Origin of the sequence: Luteimonas sp. TWI382, from assembly GCF_039674545.1 — a bacterium.
Taxonomy (GTDB): domain Bacteria; phylum Pseudomonadota; class Gammaproteobacteria; order Xanthomonadales; family Xanthomonadaceae; genus Luteimonas.
Genome location: NZ_JBDJNS010000014.1, coordinates 17,712 through 40,890, shown reverse-complemented (window position 1 = coordinate 40,890; position 23,179 = coordinate 17,712). Strand labels below are relative to the sequence as shown.

The window sequence follows — 23,179 nt, the reverse complement described above, 5'->3', positions numbered from 1 at the left end:
CCGTCTGCCCCGGCCATCGACAAGGACATGTCATGCTCCCGCCCCCACGCCGCCCCGATCCATTTGCCCGTGCGATCCGCTGGTTGATCGGCGCGGCGATGGCGCTGGCGACGATCGCCGCGCCGGCTGCCAATTCGTTGTTGATCTGGCCGGTCAATCCGACCATCCGCCACGGCGAACAGGCCACCGCACTCTGGATCGAGAACCAGGGCCGGACCACCGCGCACCTGCAGTTGCGCGTGTTCGAATGGCACCAGGTCGACGGCGAGGACGACTATCGACCGCAGCAGGCCATCGTCGGCTCGCCGCCAATGGCACGGATCGCCCCCGGCCAGCGTCAACTGGTCCGCCTGACGCGAACCACCGCAATCCCGGCCGTCGCCGGGGAGCTCGCCTACCGGATCGTCGTCGACGAGATCCCAGTCCAGCGCGCCGAGGATGCGCCGGAACCGGCGGGCTCCCCGGCCGGCGTGCGCTTTCAGTTCCGCTATTCGATCCCGCTCTTCGTCCACGACGACGCGACCGGCCGGGTGGGGCCACAACTGGCATGGGAGCTGCAACGGCGCGACGGCCAGGTCTTTGTGCTGGTCCACAACCGCGGCCAGCGCCACGCGCGCCTGACCGCGCTGGGATTCCGCCGCCCAGGCGGCGCCCACGTCCCGCTGGAGAATGCGCAGCTGGGCTACGTGCTGGCCGGCAGCTTCGCGCGCTGGCCGCTGACCGATGCCGCGCAGGCCGACGGCACGCTGGAGGCGCACATCGACGACCACCGGCGCCTGCGCACGATTCCGCCGGTGCAGGCATCGAGGCGCTGATGCCCCGGCCGTCGACGGCGTGCCTGGCCTCGGCGCTGCTGTGCGCAGGGCTGGCACCGGCGCCGACGGCCGAGGCCGCGACGCCGGCACCTGGCCGGCTGCCGCCGCCCCCGCGGGCGACCGACGCCATCGGCGAGGGCCTGGTGCACCTGGAACTGGTCGTCAACGGGCTGGCATCGGGACGTGTGGTCCCGGTCGAACTGCGCGATGGGCACTACCTGGTCGATGCGCAAGCGCTGCAGGCGCTGCACGTGCGCGTCGACGCCCCGGATGCAGACGGCCGGGTCGCGATCGACCGCCTGCCGGGCGTCGCCGTCGAGTACGACGTCGCCACCCTGCGCCTGCACATCGAGGTGCCTGCCGACTGGCTACCGAGCCAGCACTTCGAGCGCCACGGCGGACCCGCCCGCCACGACTCGCGTGCCAGCCGCGGGCTGCTGCTCAACTACGACCTGTATGCCACCCGCGCGCCGCACGCCGCCACCGCGACTTCGCTGTGGACCGACGTGCGCCTGTTCGGCGACGCCGGCACGGTGTCGTCGTCGGGTGCCTGGCGCCATGGCGGCGCCGCGGGCCGGGCGTTCGTCCGCTATGACACCCGATGGATCCGTGTCGACGAAGCGCAGGCACGGCTCTGGGAGGCCGGCGACCTGATCACGCGAGGGCCGGCCTGGACCTCACCGGTCCGGGTGGCCGGGCTGCAGTTCTCACGCGATTTCTCGCTCCGCCCCGACATCGTCACCTATCCGCTGCCGCAGTTCGCGGGCCAGGCCGGCGTGCCATCGGCGGTCGACCTGTACGTCAACGGCAGTCTCGCCGCGCGCGAGCGCGTCGACCCCGGTCCCTTTGCGCTGACCGAGGTGCCGTTCATCAACGGCGCCGGCGAGGCGGTGGTGGTGGTCACCGATGCGCTGGGGCGGCAAGTCGCCACGGCGGTGCCGTTCTACGTCAGCAGCCGCCTTCTCGCGCCGGGCCTGAGCGACTTTGCGCTTGCGGCCGGTGCATTGCGCCGCGACTACGGTGTCGAGAATTTCGCCTACGGCCCGGTGGTGGCCTCGGCCGCCTACAGCCGCGGCCTCACCGATGCGCTCACCGTCGAGGCGCTCGGTGAGGCCGCCGACGATCTGACCCGGCTCGGTGCCGGCGGCGTCGTCCGGCTGGGCATGCTGGGGGTGGTCAATGCTGCCTACAGCCATAGCGAATCGCGCGGCCGCTCGGGCGGCCAGGTCGATGTCGGCTACCAGTACACCCGCCGCGGATTGACGCTGTCGGCGCAGCACCAGCGCAGCGATCGCGACTTCGTGGACCTGGCCCGCTACGACCCGCGGACCACGCTGCCGTTCCGGCCACGGACAACGGTGGTCGCCGGCAGCGTCGCGCTCGGGCGCTGGGGCAGCGTGGGGCTTGGTCACATCGCGCTGGAGAACGCCGACGCTTCGCGGACCCGACTGGTCAACCTGTCGTGGAGCGTATCGCCGTGGCGGGACATCGGCCTCTACCTGTCGGGCAACCGCGACATCGACGGCGGCGACTGGTCGGCGGTCGCGCAACTGGTGGTGTCGCTGCGGCGCGGCAACGTCACCGCAACGCATGATCGCGCCAGTGGACGCGGCGATGCGCAACGCCTGCGCTACACACGCCCTGTGCCCAGCGACGGAGGACTCGGGCTTGGCCTGGGCTACAGCCGCTTTGCCGCGGGCGATGATCAGCTCGAGCTCGACGCCCTGTGGCGCAACCGCCACATCCAGCTCGGCGGCGGCGTGCGCGGCGGCGCCGGCGCCCACACGCTGTGGGCCAATGCCGCCGGCGCGATCGTGCGCATGGATGGCGGCACCTTTCTGTCGAACCGGATCTCCGATGCCTTCGTGGTGGTGGACACCAACGGCTTTGCGGACATTCCAGTGCGCTACGAGAACGTGACCGTCGGCACCACCGATCGCCACGGTCGGCTGCTGGTGCCGTGGTCCGGGGCGCAGTACGCCGCGAAGTTCGAGATCGACCCACTGCAGTTGCCGACCAACGTGCAAACGCCGATCGTCGAGCAGCGCGTCGCGGTGCGCCGCGGCAGCGGCTATGTGATGCGGTTCCCGGTCGAGCGTACCCTGTCGGCCCTGGTCACGCTGCACGATGCGTCAGGCGCGGAACTCGCACCAGGCACCCCGGTGAGCAGCGCGCAGGGCGAAGCTGCGCATGTGGGCTGGGACGGCCTGGTCTATCTGTCGAGGCTGGCGCCGGACAACACGCTCACCGCGCATCCCGCCGGCGCGCCTGCGTGCACCGTCCGCTTTTCGCTCGACCCCGGCGCCGAGGGCCTGGCGCGAATCGGTCCGCTGGCCTGCCGATGATGCGCATACGTCTCCGCCCCGCCCCGCCGCCGCGCGCACGTCCGCGCCTGCTGCTGCTCGCGCTGCTCGCCGCCGGCAGCGGCGCGCAAGCACAGGACACCGGGTCGTGCGCGGTGGCCAACGCACACGCCGACCTTGGTACTACCGGCACGCTGGCCTTGGCCGACGGCCCGCGACAGGCGGCCGGCAGCGGCGGCCTGACCTGCAGCGCACTGGCCTTGATCAGCACCTCCTACATCAAGGTCCGACTGGAGACCTCGACGTTCCAACTGGTCCACGACGGCGGTGGGCGCCCGGTTCCGTTCACGGTCCTGGCGCAGAGCACCGGGCCGCAGCTCGGCCAGGGCCAGGAGTTCGATTTCTCGGCGTTGAACCTGCTCAACCTGTTCAGCGGACCTGGCGGCAGCCTGCCGCTGTACATCCGCACCACGCCCACGGCAGGCCTGCGCGCCGGCACCTACACCGGTGTGGTCAACCTGCGCTGGTTCTTCTCGATCTGTACCCTCGGGATCGGACCGTTGTGCGCCTACTCGCAGAGTCCGGGCTTCCAGCGCCCCGGTCTGCTGACGCCGCTCGCGTGGGGCACCGGCATTTCAACGAGCGTGAATGTCGTGCTGCGGCTGGAGAACGACTGCGCGATCGCCGCCCCGCCGCTCGACTTCGGCAGCGCCCCGCTGGCCGGCGCATTCGGTCCGGTGGTGCAGCACATCACGGTCCGCTGCAGCGCGGGCGCCGCGTACACGGTCGGGATCGATGACGGACAGCACTTCTCGGCGGGCTGGCGGCGCATGCGCGACGACCTCGCGCCCACCCAGTTCCTGCGCTACGCGCTCTATAAGGGTGCGGCCTCTGGCGAGCGCTGGGGCAGCGTCGGTGCCGAGCGGCGTTCGAGCGCCGGCGCCGAGCTCAATCCCGGCGTCCACACCGGCGCAACGGCCCAGGGCTTCACGTACCGGGCGCTGATCGACCCCACCCAGGCCACGCCACCGCCGGGGGTCTACCGCGACACCCTCCGAGTCGATATCGGCTTCTGAGCGCCGAGGCGCGTTCAGATTGCGCGCTGGCTGCGGCGCAGGTTAGAATCCCGCGCTTGCCGTGCCCGCTCGCCGGGTCCGACACGCAACGCCGGGCGTCACCGGCGAATACACACCTGTCGTATCGACCCGTGCCGGGGTGCCTCGCAAGAGGTTCGGCCACGGAGGCGACAGGGAGGCCCAACCCCGGAATCGAGATGCGAGTCCGATCGCCAAGTGCTGCACATCTCACGTGCGGACTTGCCACGACACCGGCTTCGTTCGATTCCATCATCACGAGATCATCCAAATGCCTCAGATCACCATGCGCCAGATGCTGGAAGCCGGCGTGCACTTCGGCCACCAGACGCGCTACTGGAACCCCAAGATGTCGCCGTACATCTTCGGCGCCCGCGGCAAGATCCACATCATCAACCTCGAGAAGACGGTTCCGCTGTTCAACGACGCGATGAACTTCATCTCGGGCATCGCCCAGAAGCGCGGCATGATCCTGTTCGTCGGCACCAAGCGCAGCGCGCGCGAGGCGATCAAGGAAGAGGCCGAGCGTTGCGGCATGCCGTACATGACCCAGCGCTGGCTGGGCGGCACGCTGACCAACTTCCGCACGGTCAAGCAGTCGGTGTCGCGCCTGAAGGAGCTCGAGTCGGCCGAGACCGACGGCACGTTCGACAAGCTGGTCAAGCACGAAGTGCTGGGCCTGCGTCGCGAGCGCGACAAGCTCGAAGCGTCGCTGGGCGGCATCAAGGAAATGAACCGCCTGCCCGACGCGCTGTTCGTCATCGACATCGGCCACGAGAACATCGCGATCCAGGAAGCCAAGAAGCTCGGCATTCCGGTCATCGCCGTCGTCGACACCAACTACGATCCGGCGCTGGTGGACTACGCGATCCCGGGCAACGACGACGCGATCCGCGCCGTGCAGCTGTACGCCAACGCCGCGGCCGACGCCGTGCTCGAAGGCAAGGCGGCCGCGCCGAGCGCGGCGACCGTGCGCGAGGAAGAGTTTGCAGAAGGCGGCGACAAGCCGGCCCGCGCCCCGCGCGGCAAGAAGACCGAGGACGTCGCGGCCGAGTAATCGCCGCGACATGCGGCTGCGCCATGCTGCGCAGCCGCAGCGCCTCCGGCGCGATCGCCGCTCGTCTGCGAGCGGCGACCGCCAACGACCGGCCGCGCACCGCGCGGCCGACGCATCCACCGAACACTGAGGTCATCCATGGAAATCACCGCATCCCTGGTCAAGGAACTGCGCGAGCGCACCGGCGCCGGCATGATGGAGTGCAAGAAGGCACTGAGCGAGACCGCCGGCGACATCGACGCCGCCGCCGAAGCCCTGCGCAAGTCGGGCCTGGCCAAGGCCGACAAGAAGGCCGACCGCGTCGCCGCCGAAGGCCGCATCGTCGCCACGCAGGACGATCGCGCCGCGGTGCTGGTCGAGATCAACTCCGAGACCGACTTCGTCGCCAAGGATGACAACTTCCTGCGCTTCACCGAGGCCGTCGCCCAAGCCGCCCTCGCCTCCGGCGCCGCCGATATCGATGCGCTCAAGGCTGCGAAGCTCGCGTCGGGCGAGACCGTCGAGGAAGCGCGCGCTGCCGTCATCGCCAAGGTCGGCGAGAACGTGCAGGTGCGTCGCATCGTGCGGATGGAGAGCAGCCACAACCTGGCGGCCTACGTCCACGGCGGCCGCATCGGCGTGCTGGTCGAGCTGCAGGGCGGCGATGCCGACCTCGCGCGTGGCCTGGCGATGCACGTCGCGGCGATGAACCCGCCGCACAACAAGGCCACCGACGTCCCGGCCGAATTCATCGAGAAGGAAAAGGAAATCGAGCTGGCGAAGATGTCCGACAAGGACAAGAACAAGCCGGCCGACATCCTCGAGAAGATCATCAGCGGCAAGCTCAACAAGATCGTCAACGAAGTCACGCTCTACGGCCAGCCCTACGTGCTCGACACCGACAAGACGGTCGAGGCCACGCTCAAGGCCGCCGGCGCGGACGTGCTGCGCTTCCAGCGCCTGGCCGTCGGCGAAGGCATCGAGAAGGTCGTCGAGGACTACGCCGCCGAAGTGATGAAGCAGGCCGGCCTGGCCTGATCCATCCGCCGCGGGGTCCTTGGACCCCGTCAGGCGACAGAAAGCACGCCCCTTGCGGGCGTGCTTTTTTTTGCCTCATCTCCTCGTTCGCGAGAACGCGCGTGCAGCTTCGGGTCGGCAGCCGCCTACCAGCCGCACGCCGCCCTCCCCTCAGTCGGGAGCGCGTCGCTGTCCGGCCACCCAAAACGCGCGCGTCACTCCTGGAAGACCACCCCTTCCATCGACACCGGCAAGTGGTCCTGCGCCGCGCTCTGCAGGAACGCCTCGTAATCCGGGCTTCCGCGAAACGCGCCGAACCGGTAGGGAAACTGCGCCAGATCCGCGCTCGAGAAATCCGGCCGACGCGCCAGGAACAGGCCCACGAGCGCAGAAAGCACCGGCAAGTCCGGGCAATCCTCTTCCATCCACAGGCATTGCCCTGACTCATTGACCTCCAGGAAGACGAAGCCGCCATCGGGCCGGACGATGAAGTCGAACGAGCCGTGCACCAGCCCCAGCATCGCCATGACCCGCAAGCAGCCTTCGCGCACAGGATCGGGCAATTGGAACGGGGTCACCGTCGGATGCTTGGCGGCGTGGCGCCAGTCCACGGCCAGGTCGGGGTCGCCGCGCGTGTCCAGGCGCGCGGCGATCACCGCCTGCCCGAACACGGCCACCCGCACTTCGAACGCCTTGTCGACGAAGTGCTGGTAGATCAGCGGGGACGCCTGCAGCACGCGCGGATCATCCAGGTCCTGCTCGGTCACCAGCGAGGACAGATACTCGTACGACCGGCCGTCGCGCGTGTTCCACAGATGCGGGAAGAACGGTTTGGCGATGACTCGGCCACTGTGCGCACGCACGAACGCGCGGATACGCGCCGGGTCGTTGCTCGCCAGCGTGTCGGGCACGACCATGCCGCAGGCCTGCGCCAGGCGCAGCTGATGCAACTTGTTGTGCCGGCTGGTCATGAAGCTCGTGAGCGGGTTGACCCACCAGGCCTGGGGCGCGAGCACATGCAGCAATCCCCAGAAGAAGCGCTCGCTTTCGCGCCGACAGGCCTCCGCATCGCGGGCATCCAGGCCCGCCGGCACGCCGGGCGAGCGCCCGATCCTGCGAATCCAGACGAAATCGCAATCGGTGTCGGGCAGCCCGCCCGCCGTGCCCGCGTCCGTGCCCGCGCGCAATTCGAAGCTATGGGTGGCGCGCGCCGGGAAGTCGCCCAGGCACATCCAGCGCGTCGCGATCCCGCGATCGGCGAGCGCCCATGCCACCGCGCCCGCATGGACATCTCCGGGATGCGTGACGACGCGCAGGTGTCCAGGCATGCAAGTGCTCCGACGAGAGAGATGCGGGTGTTCTACCGCAGACTGCGACCGCCATGCGAGCACGCGCCAGCGCCAACGGCTCGGTCCAGGCCCCGTCTCGATTTGACACCGGCAGCGCGATGCACTAAGACACCGATGACGCCGCCATGTCGACGGCGCTGCGAATCGCAAAGGAGACGTCGCCATGTCGAAGCCAGGACCCGCGCCCCAATCGCCTGCAGCCGATGCGCCAGGCAGCTACCGCCTGCTCAGCCGCCAGCTTGCGCGCGACCTCACCGACAGCGAGATCGACGCCGTCGCCGGCGGGACGACCTCACGGACCCAACTCTCGGCCCAGGTCTCGGCGCAGATCATCGTCGTCGACGATGCCGATGCCTGAGACGCCGGCCGGGCATCCTGCCCGGTCAGCCTTTGATCGATGCTCCGCGCAATGCGGCGAGCGCTGAGCGCGCTGCTTCTGTTCGCTGCCGGTTCGGCAGCCGGGGGCAGCACGCCGCCGCCCCCATTGCTCGACCGCCTCCCCGCCGAAGACGCGCCGCTCGACCTCACCCGTCTGGACTGGGTCCAGCCGCGCTTTTCGCCCGACCCGGCCGAGCGCGCACGCTGGCGCGCGCTGTTGGACTGGGCCGAGGCCGCGCGCCGCGCACGCACCGCGGCGCTGCGCGATACCTTACGGACGCGGGGGATCGATGCCGCGTCGCTCCCTGAGGCCTGTTACGGCGACCGGCGATGCGGCCTGATCGTGGATGCGGAGGCGACAGCCGCCACGTTCGACGACTGGCCGGCCTTCGACGCGGCAGCCAAGGCGGCCTGGCCGTATGTGCTGGGCCTGCGCCGCGCGGTGGAGATCGCGTCCCAGGTGCAGGCCTCCCCAGCCGACGGCGAGGCGCTGCGCACCGTGGGGGCGGAGCTGCAACGGCGGGCCCTCAACGACCAGATCCTGCGCCATGCCCTCGATGGCGTGCCCGGCCGCGATGCGGGGCCAGGCGATCCGCTGTACGCGACCTACGCGTTCGCGCTCGGCGATGATGTCCGCAGGCTCGACGCGGACAATGCCGCATACGCGGCGCAGCTGATGGCCCGTCACGATGGCTGGCCTGCGCCCACCGCACTGCCCGAGCAGGCACAGGCCCAGCTCTGGCTGCTGGTCCAGCACGCGGACCAGCGGCCCGATCTCCAATACCAGACCCTGCGCGCCATGCAGCAGCGCCATGTCGGCACGCCCCTGCCGACCCGCTACGGCTTTCTCTACGACCGGGTCATGCTCAAGCTCGACGGCCGCCAGCGCTACGGCACCCAGGTCACGTGCATCGAGGACCGGCGCGCGCCGCAACCGTTGGAAGACGCGCAGCGCGTCGACGCGCTGCGCGCCGGCCTGGGAATGCCACCGCTGGACGAGTATCTCGCCCGCTTTCCCGATTGCACGGTCGCGCCCTGACAGCGCGCAGCATGGCGCGCGCGGACCCGGCGATTGGGCTGTCGTCAGTCGAGGTCGCGAACCCCGAGCTCGTCGAGCGCGTCGCGCATCAGCGCTGCCGCCGGTTCGCTGAGCTTTTCGTTGTCGAGTGCGTATCGGATCGTCGCCTCGATCAAGCCCAGATGCGTTCCGCAATCGAAGCGCGTGCCGCGGAAGCGGTAAGCATGCACCGGCTTTTCGGCGAGCAAGGCCGAGATGGCGTCGGTGAGCTGGATCTCCCCGCCTGCGCCCGGCGGGGTCTTCTCGAGCAATGAAAAAATGCGTCCATCGAGCACATAACGGCCGACGACCGCCAGATTGCTCGGCGCCTCCTCGGGCTTGGGCTTTTCGACCATCGAGTGGATGCGGCCATGCCGGCCCTCGAATGGATCGGTCGCGACGATGCCGTAGCTGGCGGTCTTCTCCGGGGGCACGTCCTGCACCGCGATCATGCTCGCACCGGTCTGCGCATGCGCATCGGCCATCTGCTTGAGCGCGCCATCGCCCCCCCGGTTCCACAACAGGTCGTCGGGCAGCATCACCGCGAACGGCTCGTTGCCGACCACCGGCCGCGCGCACAGGACCGCATCGCCCAGGCCACGCGCCTCGGGCTGGGTCACGAAGATCGCGCGCACCCCGTCGGGCAGCGGCCGGCGCACCTTCTCCAGCAATTCATGCTTACCCGACGCCTCGAGCCGATGTTCGAGCTCGTAGGCCTTGTCGAAGTAGTCGCCGATCGCGTGCTTGTAGCGGTTGGTCACGAACACCAGCGTGTCGCAGCCGGCCTCGATCGCCTCGTCGACCGCATACTGGATCAGCGGGCGATCGACGATCGGCAGCATTTCCTTCGGGACGGTCTTGGTCGCGGGCAGAAACCGCGTTCCCAGGCCGGCAACGGGAAACACCGCCTTTCGAATCCTTTGCGTCATGGTTGTCTCGCGTGTCGTGGGGGAAAGGCAACGATGGTCGCCGTGGTACCGGTACGCTGCAGCGCGGGATCCACAACGACCGGCTTGAACTCGGGCACGGCCTCGCGCAGCGTCGCTGCCAGTTGCTCGAGATCGTAGCGCGCGACGCCCTCGTCGAGCCGCGCCAACGCCGATGCCAGCTTCTCGGTATGCACCGGGCGCGCCTCGGCCTGCAGGATCTTCGGATGTACGGTGGGCCGATAGCGTTCGTCGGCGTGGAACAGGGTTTCGTGCAGCTTCTCGCCGGGGCGCAGGCCCGAGTAGACGATTGCGATATCGCGACCGGGCTGCTTGCCGCCGAGGCGGATCATCTGCTCGGCCAGCAGGCGGATCGAGACCGGCTCCCCCATGTCGAGCGTGTAGACGGCCTGCGAGGCGCCGATCGCGACCGATTGCATGATCAGCTGGCAGGCTTCGGGGATGGTCATGAAGTAGCGCGTGACTTCCGGGTCGGTCACGGTCACCGGGCCGCCGCGCCGGATCTGTTCGCGGAACAGCGGCACCACGCTACCGGCCGAGTCGAGCACATTGCCGAAACGCACGGTTACAAAGCCAGTTCCGCCGTCACCGGCCAGATCCTGGCAGACCATTTCGGCCAGACGCTTGGTCGCCCCGAGGACATTCACCGGATCGACCGCCTTGTCGGTGGAGATCAGCACGAACGTGCTCGCGCGGTGTTCGACTGCCGCACGGGCGACGTTGCGGGTGGCCAGCACGTTGTTGCGGACGCCCTCGCGCAATTGCTGCTCCAGGACCGGCACCTGCTTGTAGGCCGCGGCATGGAACACCGCGTCCGGCGACGACAGCCGCATCGCATGCGCGGTCACCGCCGGATCGCCACAGTCGCCGAGCACCGGCGTGACCCGGATATGCGGGAAGTCGCGCCGCAGTTCGGCCTCGATGCGGGTCAGCGCGAGTTCGTCGATCTCCACCAACGCGATCTGCGCGGCACCGTGGCGCGCACACTGTCGGCACAGTTCCGATCCGATCGAGCCGCCGGCTCCGGTCACCAGCACGCAGCGCCCGCGCAGCCAGCCACGAATCGCCTTCCAATCGGGCAGCACCGGCTTGCGCCCGAGCAGATCCTCGATCGCGACTTCCTTCAACTCGCCCGGCAGCGAGCGGCCTTCCAGCAGGTCGTCGAGCCGCGGCACGGTCCGGAACGGCAGCGCTGTCCGTTCGCAGGCCGCAACCACGCGGCGCATCGCCGCGGCATCGGCCGAGGGCATCGCGATGACCAGCAGCTTGGCGGCGGTCTCCGGGGCGATCCGCTCCACGTCCTCGACCCGCCCCAGCACCGGCACGCCCTGCAACTGGCTGCCGCGCAACTTCGGCGCGTCGTCGAGGAAGCCGACCGGATCGTAGGCCCCGGTCCGGCGCAAGTCTCGGACCAGCGTCTCTCCGGCCTGGCCGGCGCCGAGGATCAGCACCCGCGTGGCGGTCTGGTCCAGCCGCACGCTGCCGTGGTCCTTCCAGGCCCGGTACAGCAGCCGGGGCATGCCCAGCAACGCTGCGAGCAGCAACGGGTAGACGATCAGCACGCTGCGCGGGACGAGATCGAGCCGGTTGTAAACGAACAGCACGAGCAGGATCGCGAGCAGGCCCAGGACCGACGCCTTCACGATGTTGAGCAGGTCCGGGATGCTGGCAAAGCGCCACACGCCACGATACAGGCCCACGCGCCAGAAGATCACGCCTTGCGCCAGCAGAATCAGCGCGACCTCGATCGACACCGGCGAGAACGCAGGCGCCTGCGCCATGACCGAAAGACGGAACTGGTGCAGGCCGACCCAGCACAGCCAGACCATGGCCAGGTCGTGTGCGACCACGGCCACACGCGGTCCCAGGACGCCGAGCCGGGTCCTTACATCATGCATCGCGATTCATCCTTGAGGGCAACGTTGCCCGGCGAGCAAGCGGACACGAGCCGCGCACCAGACACAGACAATGAGCAGATACCATGCGACCAAGGCTCCGATGATAACCGGGCCACCGTGCCCGGCGAGCAATCCGCACACCAGGACCCCGACCATCGACAGCGCCGCATAGCCTGCGGCGACCCTCGCATGCGGATGCCCGGCCTGCACGGCGCGCTGGTAGACATGCTGAACATGCGGCGTCCACCAGCGTTCGCCGCGGAGCATGCGTGAAACGAGTGTCAACGAGGCGTCAATCAGGAACGGCGCGAGCGGAAAGCACAACGCCCAGACCGCCGGATGACCGATCTCGAGCGATGCCGCAGCGATCAGCCCTGCCAGCACATAGCCGAGACTGCCGCTGCCGACGTCGCCAAGGAAGATCCGTGCCTTTGGGCAGTTGAACGGCAGAAAGCCGCCGCAGGCGGCCAGCAGCGCGATCGCCAGCACGCCGGCCCCGCCCCAGGGCCCGGCCACCCACGCTACCGCCAGCGCGGCCAGCATCGCCTGGCTGGTGGCGATGCCGTCGATCCCGTCCATGAAGTTCCAGACGTTGATCAGACCGACGGCCAGTACGAATACCGCAGCGCCCCACCACAGGGGCTGGCCGGCATGGGCCACCGCCCCCGCGAGCAGCGCGGCGGCGACCGCGTGGACCCCCAGCCGCGACCATGGCGACAACGGCCGGTGGTCATCCATCCAGCCGATACCGGCGACCAGCACAAGGCCGATCAACAACGCCAGGTGCACCCCGGGGAGCGCCGCCTGCCAGGCCGTCCAAGCGAGCACGCCCAGCATGACGACCACGATCGCGATGCCGCCACCGCGCGGCGTCGGCGCCGCGTGGCTGCGCCGCTCGCCCGGCGCGTCGACCAGCTTGCGCGACAGTGCATAGCGCCGCGCCAGCCAGGTCCCCAGCGACGTCGAGACCAGAGCCAGAACGGCGACTGCGATGAGCGCCTGCGGCTGCACTCAGACCACGGCGTAGTTCAGCAACGGCTTGATCGTGCCCCACTCCTTGCAGCTGGGACATTGCCAGTGATGGCTGCGGGCGCCGAAGCCGCACTGCTTGCAACGGTAGCTCGGATTGCGCACCAGCAACTGCTCGGTGATCAACCGCAGTTCCTGCAGCGTGCCGGCCGGATCGACCCCGTCGGCGAGGGTGAGATCGATCAGCGCGGCCTCGCCCCGGACCGACGGACGATCCTTGAGTTGGCGCGCCAGATAGGTCCGCGCCGCGTGCACGCCTTCTTCCTGTTCGACCAGTCGGGTCAGTGCCAGGACCGGCGCCACACCCGGGTAGTGTTCGGTCATCTGCGACAGGAAGTTGCGCGCGCCAGGCGTGTCGCCGACCCGCTCGTAGGCGGCCAGCAGCGGCCCGAGGATCTCGGGCAGGAAATCGGGATCGTGGCGGGCCGCACGCTCGAACGCGCGGATCGCCGCAGCGTCGTTGCCGGCATCGATTTCGATCCGGCCTTCGAGAATGCCGGCGCGCACCGATCCCGAATCGGCGGCGTAGGCCCGCGCGACCGCTGCGCGGGCCTCGTCGGGGTTGCCGGCCGAGCGATGGCGATCGGCCAGTTCGCATTCGAACTGCGCGATCAGCTTGCCCATCGGTTCGCCGGTCGCCGCCTCGTAGCGGGTCGCGTTCTCGATCGCCTTCGCCCAGTCGCGTTCGGCCTGGTAGATGCCGATCAGGTGCCGCAGCGCGTGTGGCGCCCGCTGATCGATGCGCGCCAGATCGCTGAACACAGTCTCGGCACGGTCGAGCAGGCCCGACTTCATGTAGTCCTCGCCCAGCGCCAGCAGCGCCTGCACCTTCTGCTGGTCGTTGAGATCGGGGCGCTGCACCAACCCCTGGTGCAGGCGGATCGCACGATCGACCTCGCCACGCCGCCGGAACAGGTGGCCGAGCGCGACCTGGGTCTCGAAGGTGTCCTTGTCGAGCTCGGCGATGTGCAGAAACAGCTCGATCGCCTTGTCGGGCTGTTCGTTGAGCAGGTAGTTGAGGCCGCGGAAGTACGTCGTCGACAGCCGGCTGACCTGGGTGTCGCTGTGCCGCTCGCCGCCGCGTCGCCCGATCACCCAGCCGCTGAGCGCCGCGATCGGCAGCAGGAGGAAGAACCAGAACCACTCGGTGACAAACGCCATGGATCACGCTCCATCAGGAAGGTCGCCGCTTTCGCGCGACGGCGGGCGCGAGCGGACACGCGGCCACGGCATCGCGCGACGGCCTGCGGGCCGCCGTCGATCCTAACCGCTCGGGGATCGGCGGTGCCAACCGCACGCGGCGACACCGAAGGGACGGGGAACGGCGCGCCCCAGGGCGCTCACTCGTCCGCAGGCAACGGCTGCACGTCGCTGACGCGATCGCGCAGTTCCTTGCCCGGCTTGAAATGCGGGACGTGCTTGCCCGGCAGCGCCACGGCGTCGCCAGTCTTGGGATTGCGGCCGGTCCGCGGCGGTCGGAAGTGCAGCGAGAAGCTGCCAAAGCCACGGACCTCGATACGGTCGCCTGCTGCCAGCGCGCCGCCCATCATTTCGAGCATGGCCTTGACCGCCAGGTCGACGTCCTCGCCCTTGAGATGGGCTTGCCGCTGGGTCAGCAGCTCGATGAGTTCCGACTTCGTCATGTCTCGTTCTTGCAGATGCGCAAACGCCGGTCCGGGGACGTCCCCGGACCGGCGCCGAACGCATTACTCCGACTTGTTGCCCAGCTGCTCGCGCAGCAGCGCGCCCAGCTTGGTGGTGCCGCTCGACGCGTCCGAGGCCTGCTTGTTGTACTCGGCCAGGGTCTCGGCGGTCTCCGCCTCGTCCTTGGCGCGGATCGACAGCTGCAGCGAACGGGTCTTGCGGTCCATGCCGAAGTACTTGGCCTCGATCTCCTGGCCGACCTTCAAATGCTGGCTGGCATCGTCGATGCGCTGGTCGCTGATGTCGCGCGCCGACACGTAGCCTTCCACGCCCTCGCCCAGGTCGATGACCGCACCCTTGGCGTCGACTTCCTTCACGGTGCCCGAGACCTTCGAGCCGCGCGGGTTGTTGGCCATGAACTGGCCCAGCGGGTCCTGCTCGAGCTGCTTGACGCCCAGCGAGATGCGCTCGCGCTCAGGATCGACCGCCAGCACGACGGCCTCGAGGGTGTCGCCCTTCTTGAAGTTGCGGGCCACGTCCTCGCCGGTGGAGTTCCAGGCGATGTCCGACAGGTGGATCAGGCCGTCGATGCCGCCGTCCAGGCCGATGAAGATGCCGAAGTCGGTGATCGACTTGATCTGGCCGTCGACCTTGTCGCCCTTCTTGTGGATCGCGGCGAAGGTCTCCCACGGGTTGCTGGTGACCTGCTTGATGCCCAGCGAGATGCGACGACGCTCCTCGTCGACGTCGAGCACCATGACCTCGACTTCGTCGCCGACCTGCACGACCTTCGACGGGTTGACGTTCTTGTTGGTCCAGTCCATCTCCGACACGTGCACCAGACCCTCGACGCCCGGCTCGATCTCGACGAACGCGCCGTAGTCGGTCACGTTGGAGACCTTGCCGAACACGCGGGTGTTGGACGGGTAGCGACGCGAGATGTTGTCCCACGGATCCTCGCCCAGCTGCTTGAGGCCGAGGCTGACGCGGTTGCGCTCGCGGTCGTACTTGAGCACGCGGACTTCGAGCTCCTGGCCCACTTCCACCACTTCGGACGGATGGCGCACGCGCTTCCAGGCCATGTCGGTGATGTGCAGCAGGCCGTCGATGCCGCCCAGGTCGACGAACGCGCCGTAGTCGGTGAGGTTCTTGACCACGCCCTTGAGCACGGCGCCCTCGACCAGCTTCTCCATCAGCGCTTCGCGCTCCTCGGAGTGCTCGCTCTCGACCACCGCGCGGCGCGAGACGACGACGTTGTTGCGCTTGCGATCGAGCTTGATCAGCTTGAACTCGAGTTCCTTGCCCTCGAGGTAGACCGGGTCGCGGACCGGACGCACGTCGACCAGCGAGCCGGGCAGGAACGCGCGGACATCCTTGATGTCGACGGTGAAGCCGCCCTTGACCTTGCCGCTGATGCGGCCGGTGATGGTCTCGTTCTTCTCGAGCGCTTCCTCGAGTTCGTCCCACACCATCGCGCGCTTGGCCTTCTCGCGCGAAAGCACGGTCTCGCCGAAGCCGTTTTCGAGCGAGTCCAGCGCCACCTTGACGGTGTCGCCCTCGGCCACGTCGATCTCGCCGGCCTCGTTACGGAACTGCTCGATCGGCACGATGCCTTCGGACTTCAGGCCGGCGTTGATCACGACGACGTCGGTGCGGACCTGCACCACGACGCCCGAGACGATGGCGCCCGGCTTGAGCTTGGCCAGATTGGTCTGGCTCTGTTCGAACAGTTCTGCGAATGATTCGGTCATTTGGTGAATACCTGGTTGATGTCGGACCGGGCCGGCGCAGCGACGGAGCGCGGTGTCGGTGGTCCACCCGTTGATCGGCCGTCGCGGGATTGCAGGGCCGTGAGTGTTGGCATGGAAGAACACCCGGCGCCGCGCCCTGGGCGTGGTGCCGGAACCGTTGGAGCGATGACGCGATGTTGCGACTGCGGCATGCGACCGGACGCTCCGTCCGGGGGCACGCGACTGCTGGGCGCGCCGACGACGGCAGGCGCGCCGGACCGGGTCTGTCAGTCCATGCGCGCCGGCAACAGCGCCAGCACCTGCGCCACGACGGCCTCGATGCCCAGGCCGGTGGTGTCGATGCGGACGGCCTCCTCGGCCGGCCGCAGCGGCGCCACTGCGCGGCTGGCATCGCGGGCGTCACGCGCGAGAATCTCGCGCAGCAGACCGTCCATTGTCACCGAAACCCCCTTGCCCTTCAACTGTTTATAGCGCCGCTCGGCGCGTTCCTCGGCGCTCGCGGTCAAAAACACCTTCCAGCGCGCATCGGGAAAGATGACCGTGCCCATGTCGCGGCCGTCGGCGACCAGCCCCGGCGGCGTCCTGAATGCGCGCTGCCGGTCCTTGAGCGCGGCACGCACTTCGGGAATGGCCGCGATCGCCGAAGCCGCGGCCCCTGCGGTCTCGGTCCGCAGCTCGTCGGTAGCGTCGTGTCCGTTGACGATCACGCGCGGCTCGCCGCTCGGGTCGTCGCGGAATGCAATCGTGGTGTCGAACGCGCAGCGCACCAGCGCGCCGGCGTCGCCCAGGTCGAGGTCGGCCCAGCCGGCCGACACCCCGACCGCCCGGTACAATGCCCCCGAGTCCAGGTAGTGCCAGCCCAGCCGCTGCGCGACCGCCCGGCTGATCGTGCCCTTGCCCGACCCGGAGGGGCCGTCGATCGTCAACACCGGCGTCTCGGCCGTCATACGCATCTCCTGCGCATCGCGCCCGAAGGCCCAAGCGCTTGAATCAGGTGGAAATAAGCCGCTAGAATAGCCGGCTTGCCGTTCGTATCCCATCCCAGAGGTTTGTCATGAAGGTCCTGTCGTCCCTGAAGTCGGCGAAGACCCGCCACCGCGATTGCAAGGTTGTGCGTCGCCGCGGCAAGGTCTTCGTGATCTGCAAGTCCAACCCCCGCTTCAAGGCGCGTCAGCGCTAAACAGCGAGGCGGAGCACGCGCGCCCCGGCGACGTGGTGTTCCGGCAATCCTGCGTCAGCCCTTCGGGCCGGGCGCAGCACGCGAGGGCCGCAGCGATGCGGCCCTTCGTCGTATCGGCGCCGGCCGCATGCAGCGCCGTCGCCGCGGGTCTGCTACACAGCCGCCATGCGGCCGGGTTCCCGGCCACGCCCCTCCCGTTCGCAGGCCAGGAGTCCGTCATGTCGCGTTCCACCGTCACGATGTTCGCAGCCGCCGCGCTGGGCGCCGCCCTGCTGCTCGGCACCGCACCGGCCACGGCCGACACCCTGCTGGTCGACCGCAGCCGAAAGCCGGCCGGGTTGGCCGTCCCCGCACGCGGCATGACGATGGCCCAGGTCGAGGCCGACTTCGGCGCACCGTCCCAGCGCCTCGAACCGCGCGGCGGACAGAAGCGGCAATGGCCGACGATCCATCGCTGGGTCTACCCCGCCTTCACCGTCTACTTCGAACGCAACCGGGTCGTCGACACGGTCGCCAATCGCGCGACCGCGTCCGAGATCGGCCCCAAGCCCGCCATCCGTTGAGTCCATGACCAAGACCGCAATGCGCTTCCCCGCGGAGTGGGAACCCCAGTCCGCCATCCTGATCGCCTGGCCGACCGAAGACACCGACTGGGCGGAACGCCTGGGCGAGGTCGAGGACACCTACATCGCGCTGGTCGCGGCCATCACCCGCTTCCAGCCGGTGCTGATCTGCGTGCCCGACGAGGACGTCCAGAGTTACGCCTATGTGCGCCTGGCGTCCAACCGGGTCGACATGGACCGCGTGCGCTTCGTCGAAGCGGCCTACGACGACACCTGGCTGCGCGACTCGGGGCCGATCACCCTGGTGGGCGGCGATGCGTTCGTCCTCAACGACTTCCGCTTCACCGGTTGGGGCGGCAAGTTCGACGCCAGTCGCGACGACCGGCTGGTCGGGCACCTGCACGCGGCCGGCCTGTTCGCCGACCAGGCCCAGCGCCGGCAGATCGACTTCGCCCTGGAGGGCGGTGCGATCGAGACCGACGGTGCCGGCACGCTGCTCACGACCTGGCGCTGCCTGCACGAGCGACACCCCGAGACCTCGCGCGATGTACTGAGCGCGCGGCTGGCGGACTGGCTGGCGCAGGACCGCGTGCTGTGGCTCGACCACGGCTACCTCGAAGGCGACGACACCGATGCGCACATCGACACCCTCGCCCGGTTCGCGCCGGACGATGCGATCGTCTTCCAGGCCTGCGATGACGCGAACGATCCGCACCACGCCGAACTCCACGCAATGGCCGACGAGATCGCGGCGCTGCGCACCTCCGATGGCGCGCCGTATCGGCTGTTCCCGCTCCCGTGGGCGCGTCCGATCCTCGACCAGGGCCGCCGCCTGGCGGCCAGCTATGCGAACTACCTGATCCTCAACGGCGCAGTGCTGATGCCCGCCTATGGCGACCCGGCCGACGCGGCCGCCGCCGCCGTGCTGGCGCAGGCGTACCCTGGCCGCGAGATCGTGCAGGTGCCCTGCCGCCCGCTGATCTGGCAGAACGGCAGCCTGCACTGCATCACCATGCAATTGCCGCAGGGCGCGCTCGCAGGCTGATCCCGGTCCGCCCCGGACGAAAGCATGACCAACGGCACTGGAGCGTGACTACAGGTGTCGCCACTCTGGCCCACCGCCTGGAGTTCTTTCGATGCCTCGCACCCTGCTCGCCGCCATCGCGGCCTTCCTGTTGTCCGCAGCGGCCCTGGCGTCCGCGCCGGGCCAGGACACCACCACCGAAGCACTGGCCCGGTTGCAGGCGGCCTCGACGGCCGCCGAATCCGATGCGCTGCTGATCGTCCACGACGGTCGCGTGCTGGTCGACACCGCCACCGATCCGGCGCGCGCACCGATCGAACTAATGTCGGCGACCAAGTCGGTGGTGGCGCTGGGCGTCGGCCTGCTGCTGGCCGACGGCAAGCTGGACTCGCTCGACACCCCCGTCCACACCTTCTTCCCCGAATGGGCGCAGGGACGCAAGCGCGACATCACCGTGCGCATGCTGCTCGACCACACCTCGGGCCTGCAGAACGTGCCCAACGCCGGCGAAGAACTCGAACCAGCACCCGACATCGTGCAACTCGCACTGGCGGCGGAACTCGATGCCGCGCCTGGCGAAACGTTTTCGTACAACAACAAGGCCACCAACCTGCTGTCCGGCGTCATCTCAAGGGCCAGCGGGATGCCGATGGACGCCTATCTCCAAAGCCGTCTCTTCGACCCACTCGACATCCACCCTGGCTCTTGGCTGAAGGATCCGGCCGGAAATCCCTGGGCCATGGCCGGCCTGTCGGTCACCGCAAGCGACGCGGCCAAGCTCGGCCAGTTGCTGCTCGACGACGGCGTCACACCCGATGGCACGCGCCTGCTGCCCGAAGGCTTCGTCCAGGCGCTGTACAGTGCCGGTCCGCGTTCACCGCGCGTCGGCCTGCTGTGGTGGCGCATTCCCGAGTGGCAATTCCTGACCGTGCGCGAGGACGCCATCGCAACCGCGCGCGCACGCGACGCGGATCCACGCTGGATCAGTGCACTGGAGTCGCTGCGCGGGCAGCGACTCGATGGCGCCGCGGGGCTGCGCAAGGCGCTGGGCGATGCACTGGGCGACGACTGGCCGGTGCTGTACTCGGCTCAGATTACCGGGCGCGGTCTCGCCCGTGCGGATGTGTTCGACGAGGACACCGGCCCGGTCGTGGCGTATGCGGCGGACGGTTTCCTTGGCCAGTACATCGTCGTGGTGCCCGACAAGCGCCTGGTGGCGGTGCGGCAGATCCGGCGCCGCGATACCCCGCATGCCCCGGCGCTGGACTACCCGCGCTTCACGGCCGACGTCGTCGCACTCGCGGCCACGCTTTGACGCGCTCTGAACGGCGGTGGCCGGCGCGCGGGCGCGCGCGTCTATCCGCGTTAGCATGGTCGGCCTTTTCGAGTCCCGTAGCACCGCCGCCATGACCCGCAAGACCACCCTGCCCGTCGCGCTGATCCAGGAACGCGCCATCATCGACCGCGGCACCGACAACGCCGAGGCCAACCTGTCGATCATCGAGGCGCGCGTGCGCGAGGCGGCGGCGCAGGGCGCACGGCTGGTGCTGTTGCAGGAACTGCACAACGGTGCGTACTTCTGCCAGGAAGAGAACGTCGATGCGTTCGATCTTGCCGAGCCGATTCCCGGCCCGAGCACCGAGCGGCTGTCCGCGCTCGCCCGCCGGCACCAGGTGGTCCTGGTCAGTTCGCTGTTCGAGCGCCGCGCCGCCGGCCTGTACCACAACACCGGCGTGGTGTTCGACGCCGACGGCAGCCTGGCGGGCAAGTACCGCAAGATGCACATCCCCGACGATCCGGGCTTCTACGAGAAGTTCTACTTCACCCCGGGCGATCTGGGATTCAAGCCGATCGAAACCTCGGTCGGCCGACTCGGCCTGCTGGTGTGCTGGGATCAGTGGTATCCCGAGGCCGCCCGGCTGATGGCGCTGGCGGGCGCGGACCTGCTGCTCTATCCCACCGCGATCGGCTGGGACCCGAGCGACGACGACGCCGAGAAGACACGCCAGCGCGATGCCTGGATTCTCAGTCATCGCGGGCACGCGGTGGCCAACGGGCTGCCGGTGCTCTCGTGCAACCGGGTCGGCCACGAACCCTCGCCGCTGGGCGCGGCCGGCATCGACTTCTGGGGCAACAGCCACGTGCTCGGCCCGCAGGGCGAATTCCTCGCCCAGGCCGGCGGCGATCCGACGCTGCTGACCTGCGAAGTGGATCTGGGCCGCAGCGAGCACGTGCGCCGGATCTGGCCGTTCCTGCGCGACCGCAGGATCGACGCCTACGGCGATCTGCTCAAGCGCTATATCGACTGACGCCGGTGGCTGCTCCCACCCCTGGCGTCGTGATCCGCGACGCGCACGACGGCGATCTCGAGGCGATCGCCGCGCTTTACGCGCGGGAAGTCGTCGACGGCGTGGCCACCTACGAATACGACGCGCCGGATCGCGATGAGATGCGCCGGCGCTGGTCGGCGCTGCGCCAGGCCGGCTTTCCGTATCTGGTCGCAGAGCTCGACGGCCGCTTCGCCGGCTATGCCTACGCCGGCAGTTTCCGCGCGCGCATCGGCTACCGCTTCACCGTCGAAAGCTCGGTCTACGTCATACCGGCGCTGCACGGCCAAGGCGTGGGACGGCGGCTGATGGACGCGCTGATCGATACCTGCACGCAGCGCGGCTTCCGGCAGATGATCGCGGTGATCGGCCCACCGCAGGACGGCCCCTCCGTCCGCTTCCACGCGCGCCTGGGCTTTGAGACCGTCGGCGTGCTGCCGGGCTCGGGCCGCAAGCATGGCCGCTGGCTCGACACCATCTTGATGCAGCGCGCGCTGGGCGACGGCGCCGCCACCCCACCCGAAGACGAATGACCCGATGACCGATTCCGCCGCCTCCCCGTCCTGGCAGACGCAGCCGCACACGATCGTCGAGCGCGATGGCGTGCGCTACACCCTGCTGGGCACCGCCCACGTCTCGAAAGTCAGCGTGGAGGCGGTCGAGGACGCAATCGGCAGCGGCGCGTTCGACATGGTCGCGGTCGAACTCGACCCGCAGCGCCTGCAGGCGATCACCGATCCCGACGCGCTGGGCAAGCTCAATCTGGTCGACGTGATCCGCAAGGGCCGCGTCGCGTTGTTCGCCGCCAATCTGGCGCTGTCGGCCTATCAGCGCCGGCTCGCCGAGCAACTCGGCATCGAGCCGGGCGCCGAACTCAAGCGCGCCGTCGCGCTCGCCGATGCCCGCGGCCTGCCGGTCGCGCTGATCGACCGCGATGTCGGCCTGACCTTCCGCCGCACCTCGTCCCGGCTCGGGCTGATGGGCAAGCTGCGACTCGGCGGCAGCCTGATGTCGGGCCTGCTGACCAACGAGGAGATGGGCGAAGACGAGATCGAGAAGCTCAAGCAAGGCGACATGCTCGAATCGAGCTTCGGCGATTTCGCCCGCAGCGATCCCAAGCTCTACGAGACGATCATCGCCGAGCGCGACCGCTACATGGCCGCACGCCTGCGTGGCGATGTCGGCCACGCGCGCGAGGTCCTGGCGGTCGTCGGCGCTGGTCACCTGGCCGGCATCGCGCGCCACCTGGCCGAAGACACGCAGACGCCGTCAGCGATCCGCACAGAGCTGGAACAGGCGCCGAGCACGCGTCGGTTCCCGTGGTTCACCACCCTGTTGATGGCGCTGATCCTGGCGATGATCGGCTGGGGCTACTGGCATGGCGGCGTCGACGTCGGCCGCCAGTTGCTCGAGGAGTGGGTGCTGATCACCGCCGCATTCGCCGCGCTGGGCGCGATCGCCGCCGCCGCGCATCCGCTCGGCATCCTGGCCGCGGCGATCGCCGCGCCACTCAAGCCATTCCGTCCCCCGGGCGTCTCGCCCGGCCTGTTCAGTGCGCTGATCGAAGCGCACATGCGCACGCCCGCTTACCGTGACTTCCTGGCCCTGCGCGATGATGCGGGCACGTTCCGCGGCTGGTACCGCAACCGCGTCTCGAGGACGATCCTCAACTTCATGTTCACCAACCTGGGGTCGAGCATCGGCGTGTGGGTCGCGGGCCTGCGGATCTTCGGCAAGCTGCTGCACTGACCGGCGCGACCACGCGGG

The 23,179-nt window shown here is 69.1% G+C and carries 22 protein-coding genes; 14 read left to right on the top strand and 8 right to left on the bottom strand.

Going from position 1 to position 23,179, the window contains the following annotated elements:
* Positions 1 to 32 precede the first annotated feature (32 nt).
* The 5 genes from ABE505_RS10625 (at position 33) to tsf (ending at position 6,286) form a co-directional block, all read left to right on the top strand.
* Complete coding sequence (locus ABE505_RS10625) at positions 33 to 815, top strand: molecular chaperone (RefSeq protein ID WP_346442210.1); 783 nt, start codon at positions 33 to 35, stop codon at positions 813 to 815.
* Positions 815 to 3,160, top strand: a complete 2,346-nt coding sequence (locus ABE505_RS10620) for a fimbria/pilus outer membrane usher protein (protein ID WP_346452203.1) — start codon at positions 815 to 817, stop codon at positions 3,158 to 3,160. The genes ABE505_RS10625 and ABE505_RS10620 overlap by 1 nt, the downstream gene beginning before the upstream one ends.
* Positions 3,160 to 4,194, top strand: coding sequence for a spore coat U domain-containing protein (locus ABE505_RS10615; protein WP_346442212.1), 1,035 nt, complete (start codon positions 3,160 to 3,162; stop codon positions 4,192 to 4,194). The genes ABE505_RS10620 and ABE505_RS10615 overlap by 1 nt, the downstream gene beginning before the upstream one ends.
* Before the next feature lie 289 nt (positions 4,195 to 4,483).
* Positions 4,484 to 5,269, top strand: a complete 786-nt coding sequence (gene rpsB, locus ABE505_RS10610) for a 30S ribosomal protein S2 (RefSeq protein ID WP_346442213.1) — start codon at positions 4,484 to 4,486, stop codon at positions 5,267 to 5,269.
* A 138-nt stretch (positions 5,270 to 5,407) separates the two neighbouring features.
* On the top strand, positions 5,408 to 6,286 hold the full coding sequence (gene tsf / locus ABE505_RS10605; RefSeq protein ID WP_346442214.1) for a translation elongation factor Ts: 879 nt from the start codon (positions 5,408 to 5,410) through the stop codon (positions 6,284 to 6,286).
* A gap of 194 nt (positions 6,287 to 6,480) precedes the next feature.
* Here tsf and ABE505_RS10600 read toward each other — a convergent pair whose 3' ends face one another.
* Positions 6,481 to 7,593, bottom strand: a complete 1,113-nt coding sequence (locus ABE505_RS10600; RefSeq protein ID WP_346442215.1) for a hypothetical protein — start codon at positions 7,591 to 7,593, stop codon at positions 6,481 to 6,483.
* Between the two features lie 184 nt (positions 7,594 to 7,777).
* Here ABE505_RS10600 and ABE505_RS10595 point away from each other — a divergent pair, with 184 nt between their 5' ends.
* On the top strand, positions 7,778 to 7,972 hold the full coding sequence (locus ABE505_RS10595; RefSeq protein ID WP_346442216.1) for a hypothetical protein: 195 nt from the start codon (positions 7,778 to 7,780) through the stop codon (positions 7,970 to 7,972).
* A gap of 51 nt (positions 7,973 to 8,023) precedes the next feature.
* Positions 8,024 to 9,031, top strand: a complete 1,008-nt coding sequence (locus tag ABE505_RS10590; protein WP_346442217.1) for a DUF6624 domain-containing protein — start codon at positions 8,024 to 8,026, stop codon at positions 9,029 to 9,031.
* 44 nt (positions 9,032 to 9,075) lie between these two features.
* Here ABE505_RS10590 and galU read toward each other — a convergent pair whose 3' ends face one another.
* From galU to cmk, 7 genes are all read right to left on the bottom strand, one after another.
* Complete coding sequence (gene galU, locus ABE505_RS10585; RefSeq protein WP_346442218.1) at positions 9,076 to 9,978, bottom strand: UTP--glucose-1-phosphate uridylyltransferase GalU; 903 nt, start codon at positions 9,976 to 9,978, stop codon at positions 9,076 to 9,078.
* Positions 9,975 to 11,894, bottom strand: coding sequence for a nucleoside-diphosphate sugar epimerase/dehydratase (locus tag ABE505_RS10580; RefSeq protein WP_346442219.1), 1,920 nt, complete (start codon positions 11,892 to 11,894; stop codon positions 9,975 to 9,977). Before ABE505_RS10580 ends, galU begins: the two co-directional genes overlap by 4 nt.
* Before the next feature lie 6 nt (positions 11,895 to 11,900).
* Positions 11,901 to 12,905, bottom strand: coding sequence for a glycosyltransferase family 4 protein (locus ABE505_RS10575; RefSeq protein WP_346442220.1), 1,005 nt, complete (start codon positions 12,903 to 12,905; stop codon positions 11,901 to 11,903).
* A complete protein-coding gene (gene lapB / locus ABE505_RS10570) occupies positions 12,906 to 14,084 on the bottom strand; it encodes a lipopolysaccharide assembly protein LapB (RefSeq protein WP_346442221.1) in 1,179 nt (392 codons plus the stop codon). It abuts the gene before it with no gap.
* 179 nt (positions 14,085 to 14,263) lie between these two features.
* Entirely contained in the window at positions 14,264 to 14,581 is a 318-nt protein-coding gene (locus ABE505_RS10565) for an integration host factor subunit beta (RefSeq protein ID WP_255350605.1), read from the bottom strand.
* A gap of 48 nt (positions 14,582 to 14,629) precedes the next feature.
* Positions 14,630 to 16,318: a 30S ribosomal protein S1 gene (gene rpsA, locus ABE505_RS10560; protein WP_047135971.1), complete on the bottom strand. Its 1,689-nt coding sequence runs from the start codon at positions 16,316 to 16,318 to the stop codon at positions 14,630 to 14,632.
* Positions 16,319 to 16,584: 266 nt separating this feature from the next.
* Positions 16,585 to 17,265, bottom strand: coding sequence for a (d)CMP kinase (gene cmk, locus ABE505_RS10555; protein ID WP_346442222.1), 681 nt, complete (start codon positions 17,263 to 17,265; stop codon positions 16,585 to 16,587).
* 107 nt (positions 17,266 to 17,372) lie between these two features.
* Between cmk and ykgO the strand changes: the two genes are divergently transcribed.
* From ykgO to ABE505_RS10520, 7 genes are all read left to right on the top strand, one after another.
* Complete coding sequence (gene ykgO / locus ABE505_RS10550; protein ID WP_005913193.1) at positions 17,373 to 17,498, top strand: type B 50S ribosomal protein L36; 126 nt, start codon at positions 17,373 to 17,375, stop codon at positions 17,496 to 17,498.
* A 239-nt stretch (positions 17,499 to 17,737) separates the two neighbouring features.
* Positions 17,738 to 18,061, top strand: coding sequence for a hypothetical protein (locus tag ABE505_RS10545; protein ID WP_346442241.1), 324 nt, complete (start codon positions 17,738 to 17,740; stop codon positions 18,059 to 18,061).
* A gap of 4 nt (positions 18,062 to 18,065) precedes the next feature.
* Complete coding sequence (locus ABE505_RS10540; protein ID WP_346442223.1) at positions 18,066 to 19,106, top strand: agmatine deiminase family protein; 1,041 nt, start codon at positions 18,066 to 18,068, stop codon at positions 19,104 to 19,106.
* Positions 19,107 to 19,197: 91 nt separating this feature from the next.
* Positions 19,198 to 20,400 carry a serine hydrolase domain-containing protein gene (locus tag ABE505_RS10535; RefSeq protein ID WP_346442224.1) on the top strand — a complete coding sequence of 401 codons (1,203 nt, stop codon included), beginning with the start codon at positions 19,198 to 19,200 and terminating at the stop codon, positions 20,398 to 20,400.
* Between the two features lie 91 nt (positions 20,401 to 20,491).
* Complete coding sequence (locus ABE505_RS10530; RefSeq protein WP_346442225.1) at positions 20,492 to 21,394, top strand: carbon-nitrogen hydrolase; 903 nt, start codon at positions 20,492 to 20,494, stop codon at positions 21,392 to 21,394.
* A 5-nt stretch (positions 21,395 to 21,399) separates the two neighbouring features.
* Positions 21,400 to 21,945, top strand: a complete 546-nt coding sequence (locus ABE505_RS10525) for an N-acetyltransferase family protein (RefSeq protein ID WP_346442226.1) — start codon at positions 21,400 to 21,402, stop codon at positions 21,943 to 21,945.
* Between the two features lie 4 nt (positions 21,946 to 21,949).
* Positions 21,950 to 23,161, top strand: coding sequence for a TraB/GumN family protein (locus ABE505_RS10520; protein ID WP_346442227.1), 1,212 nt, complete (start codon positions 21,950 to 21,952; stop codon positions 23,159 to 23,161).
* Positions 23,162 to 23,179: the final 18 nt, after the last annotated feature.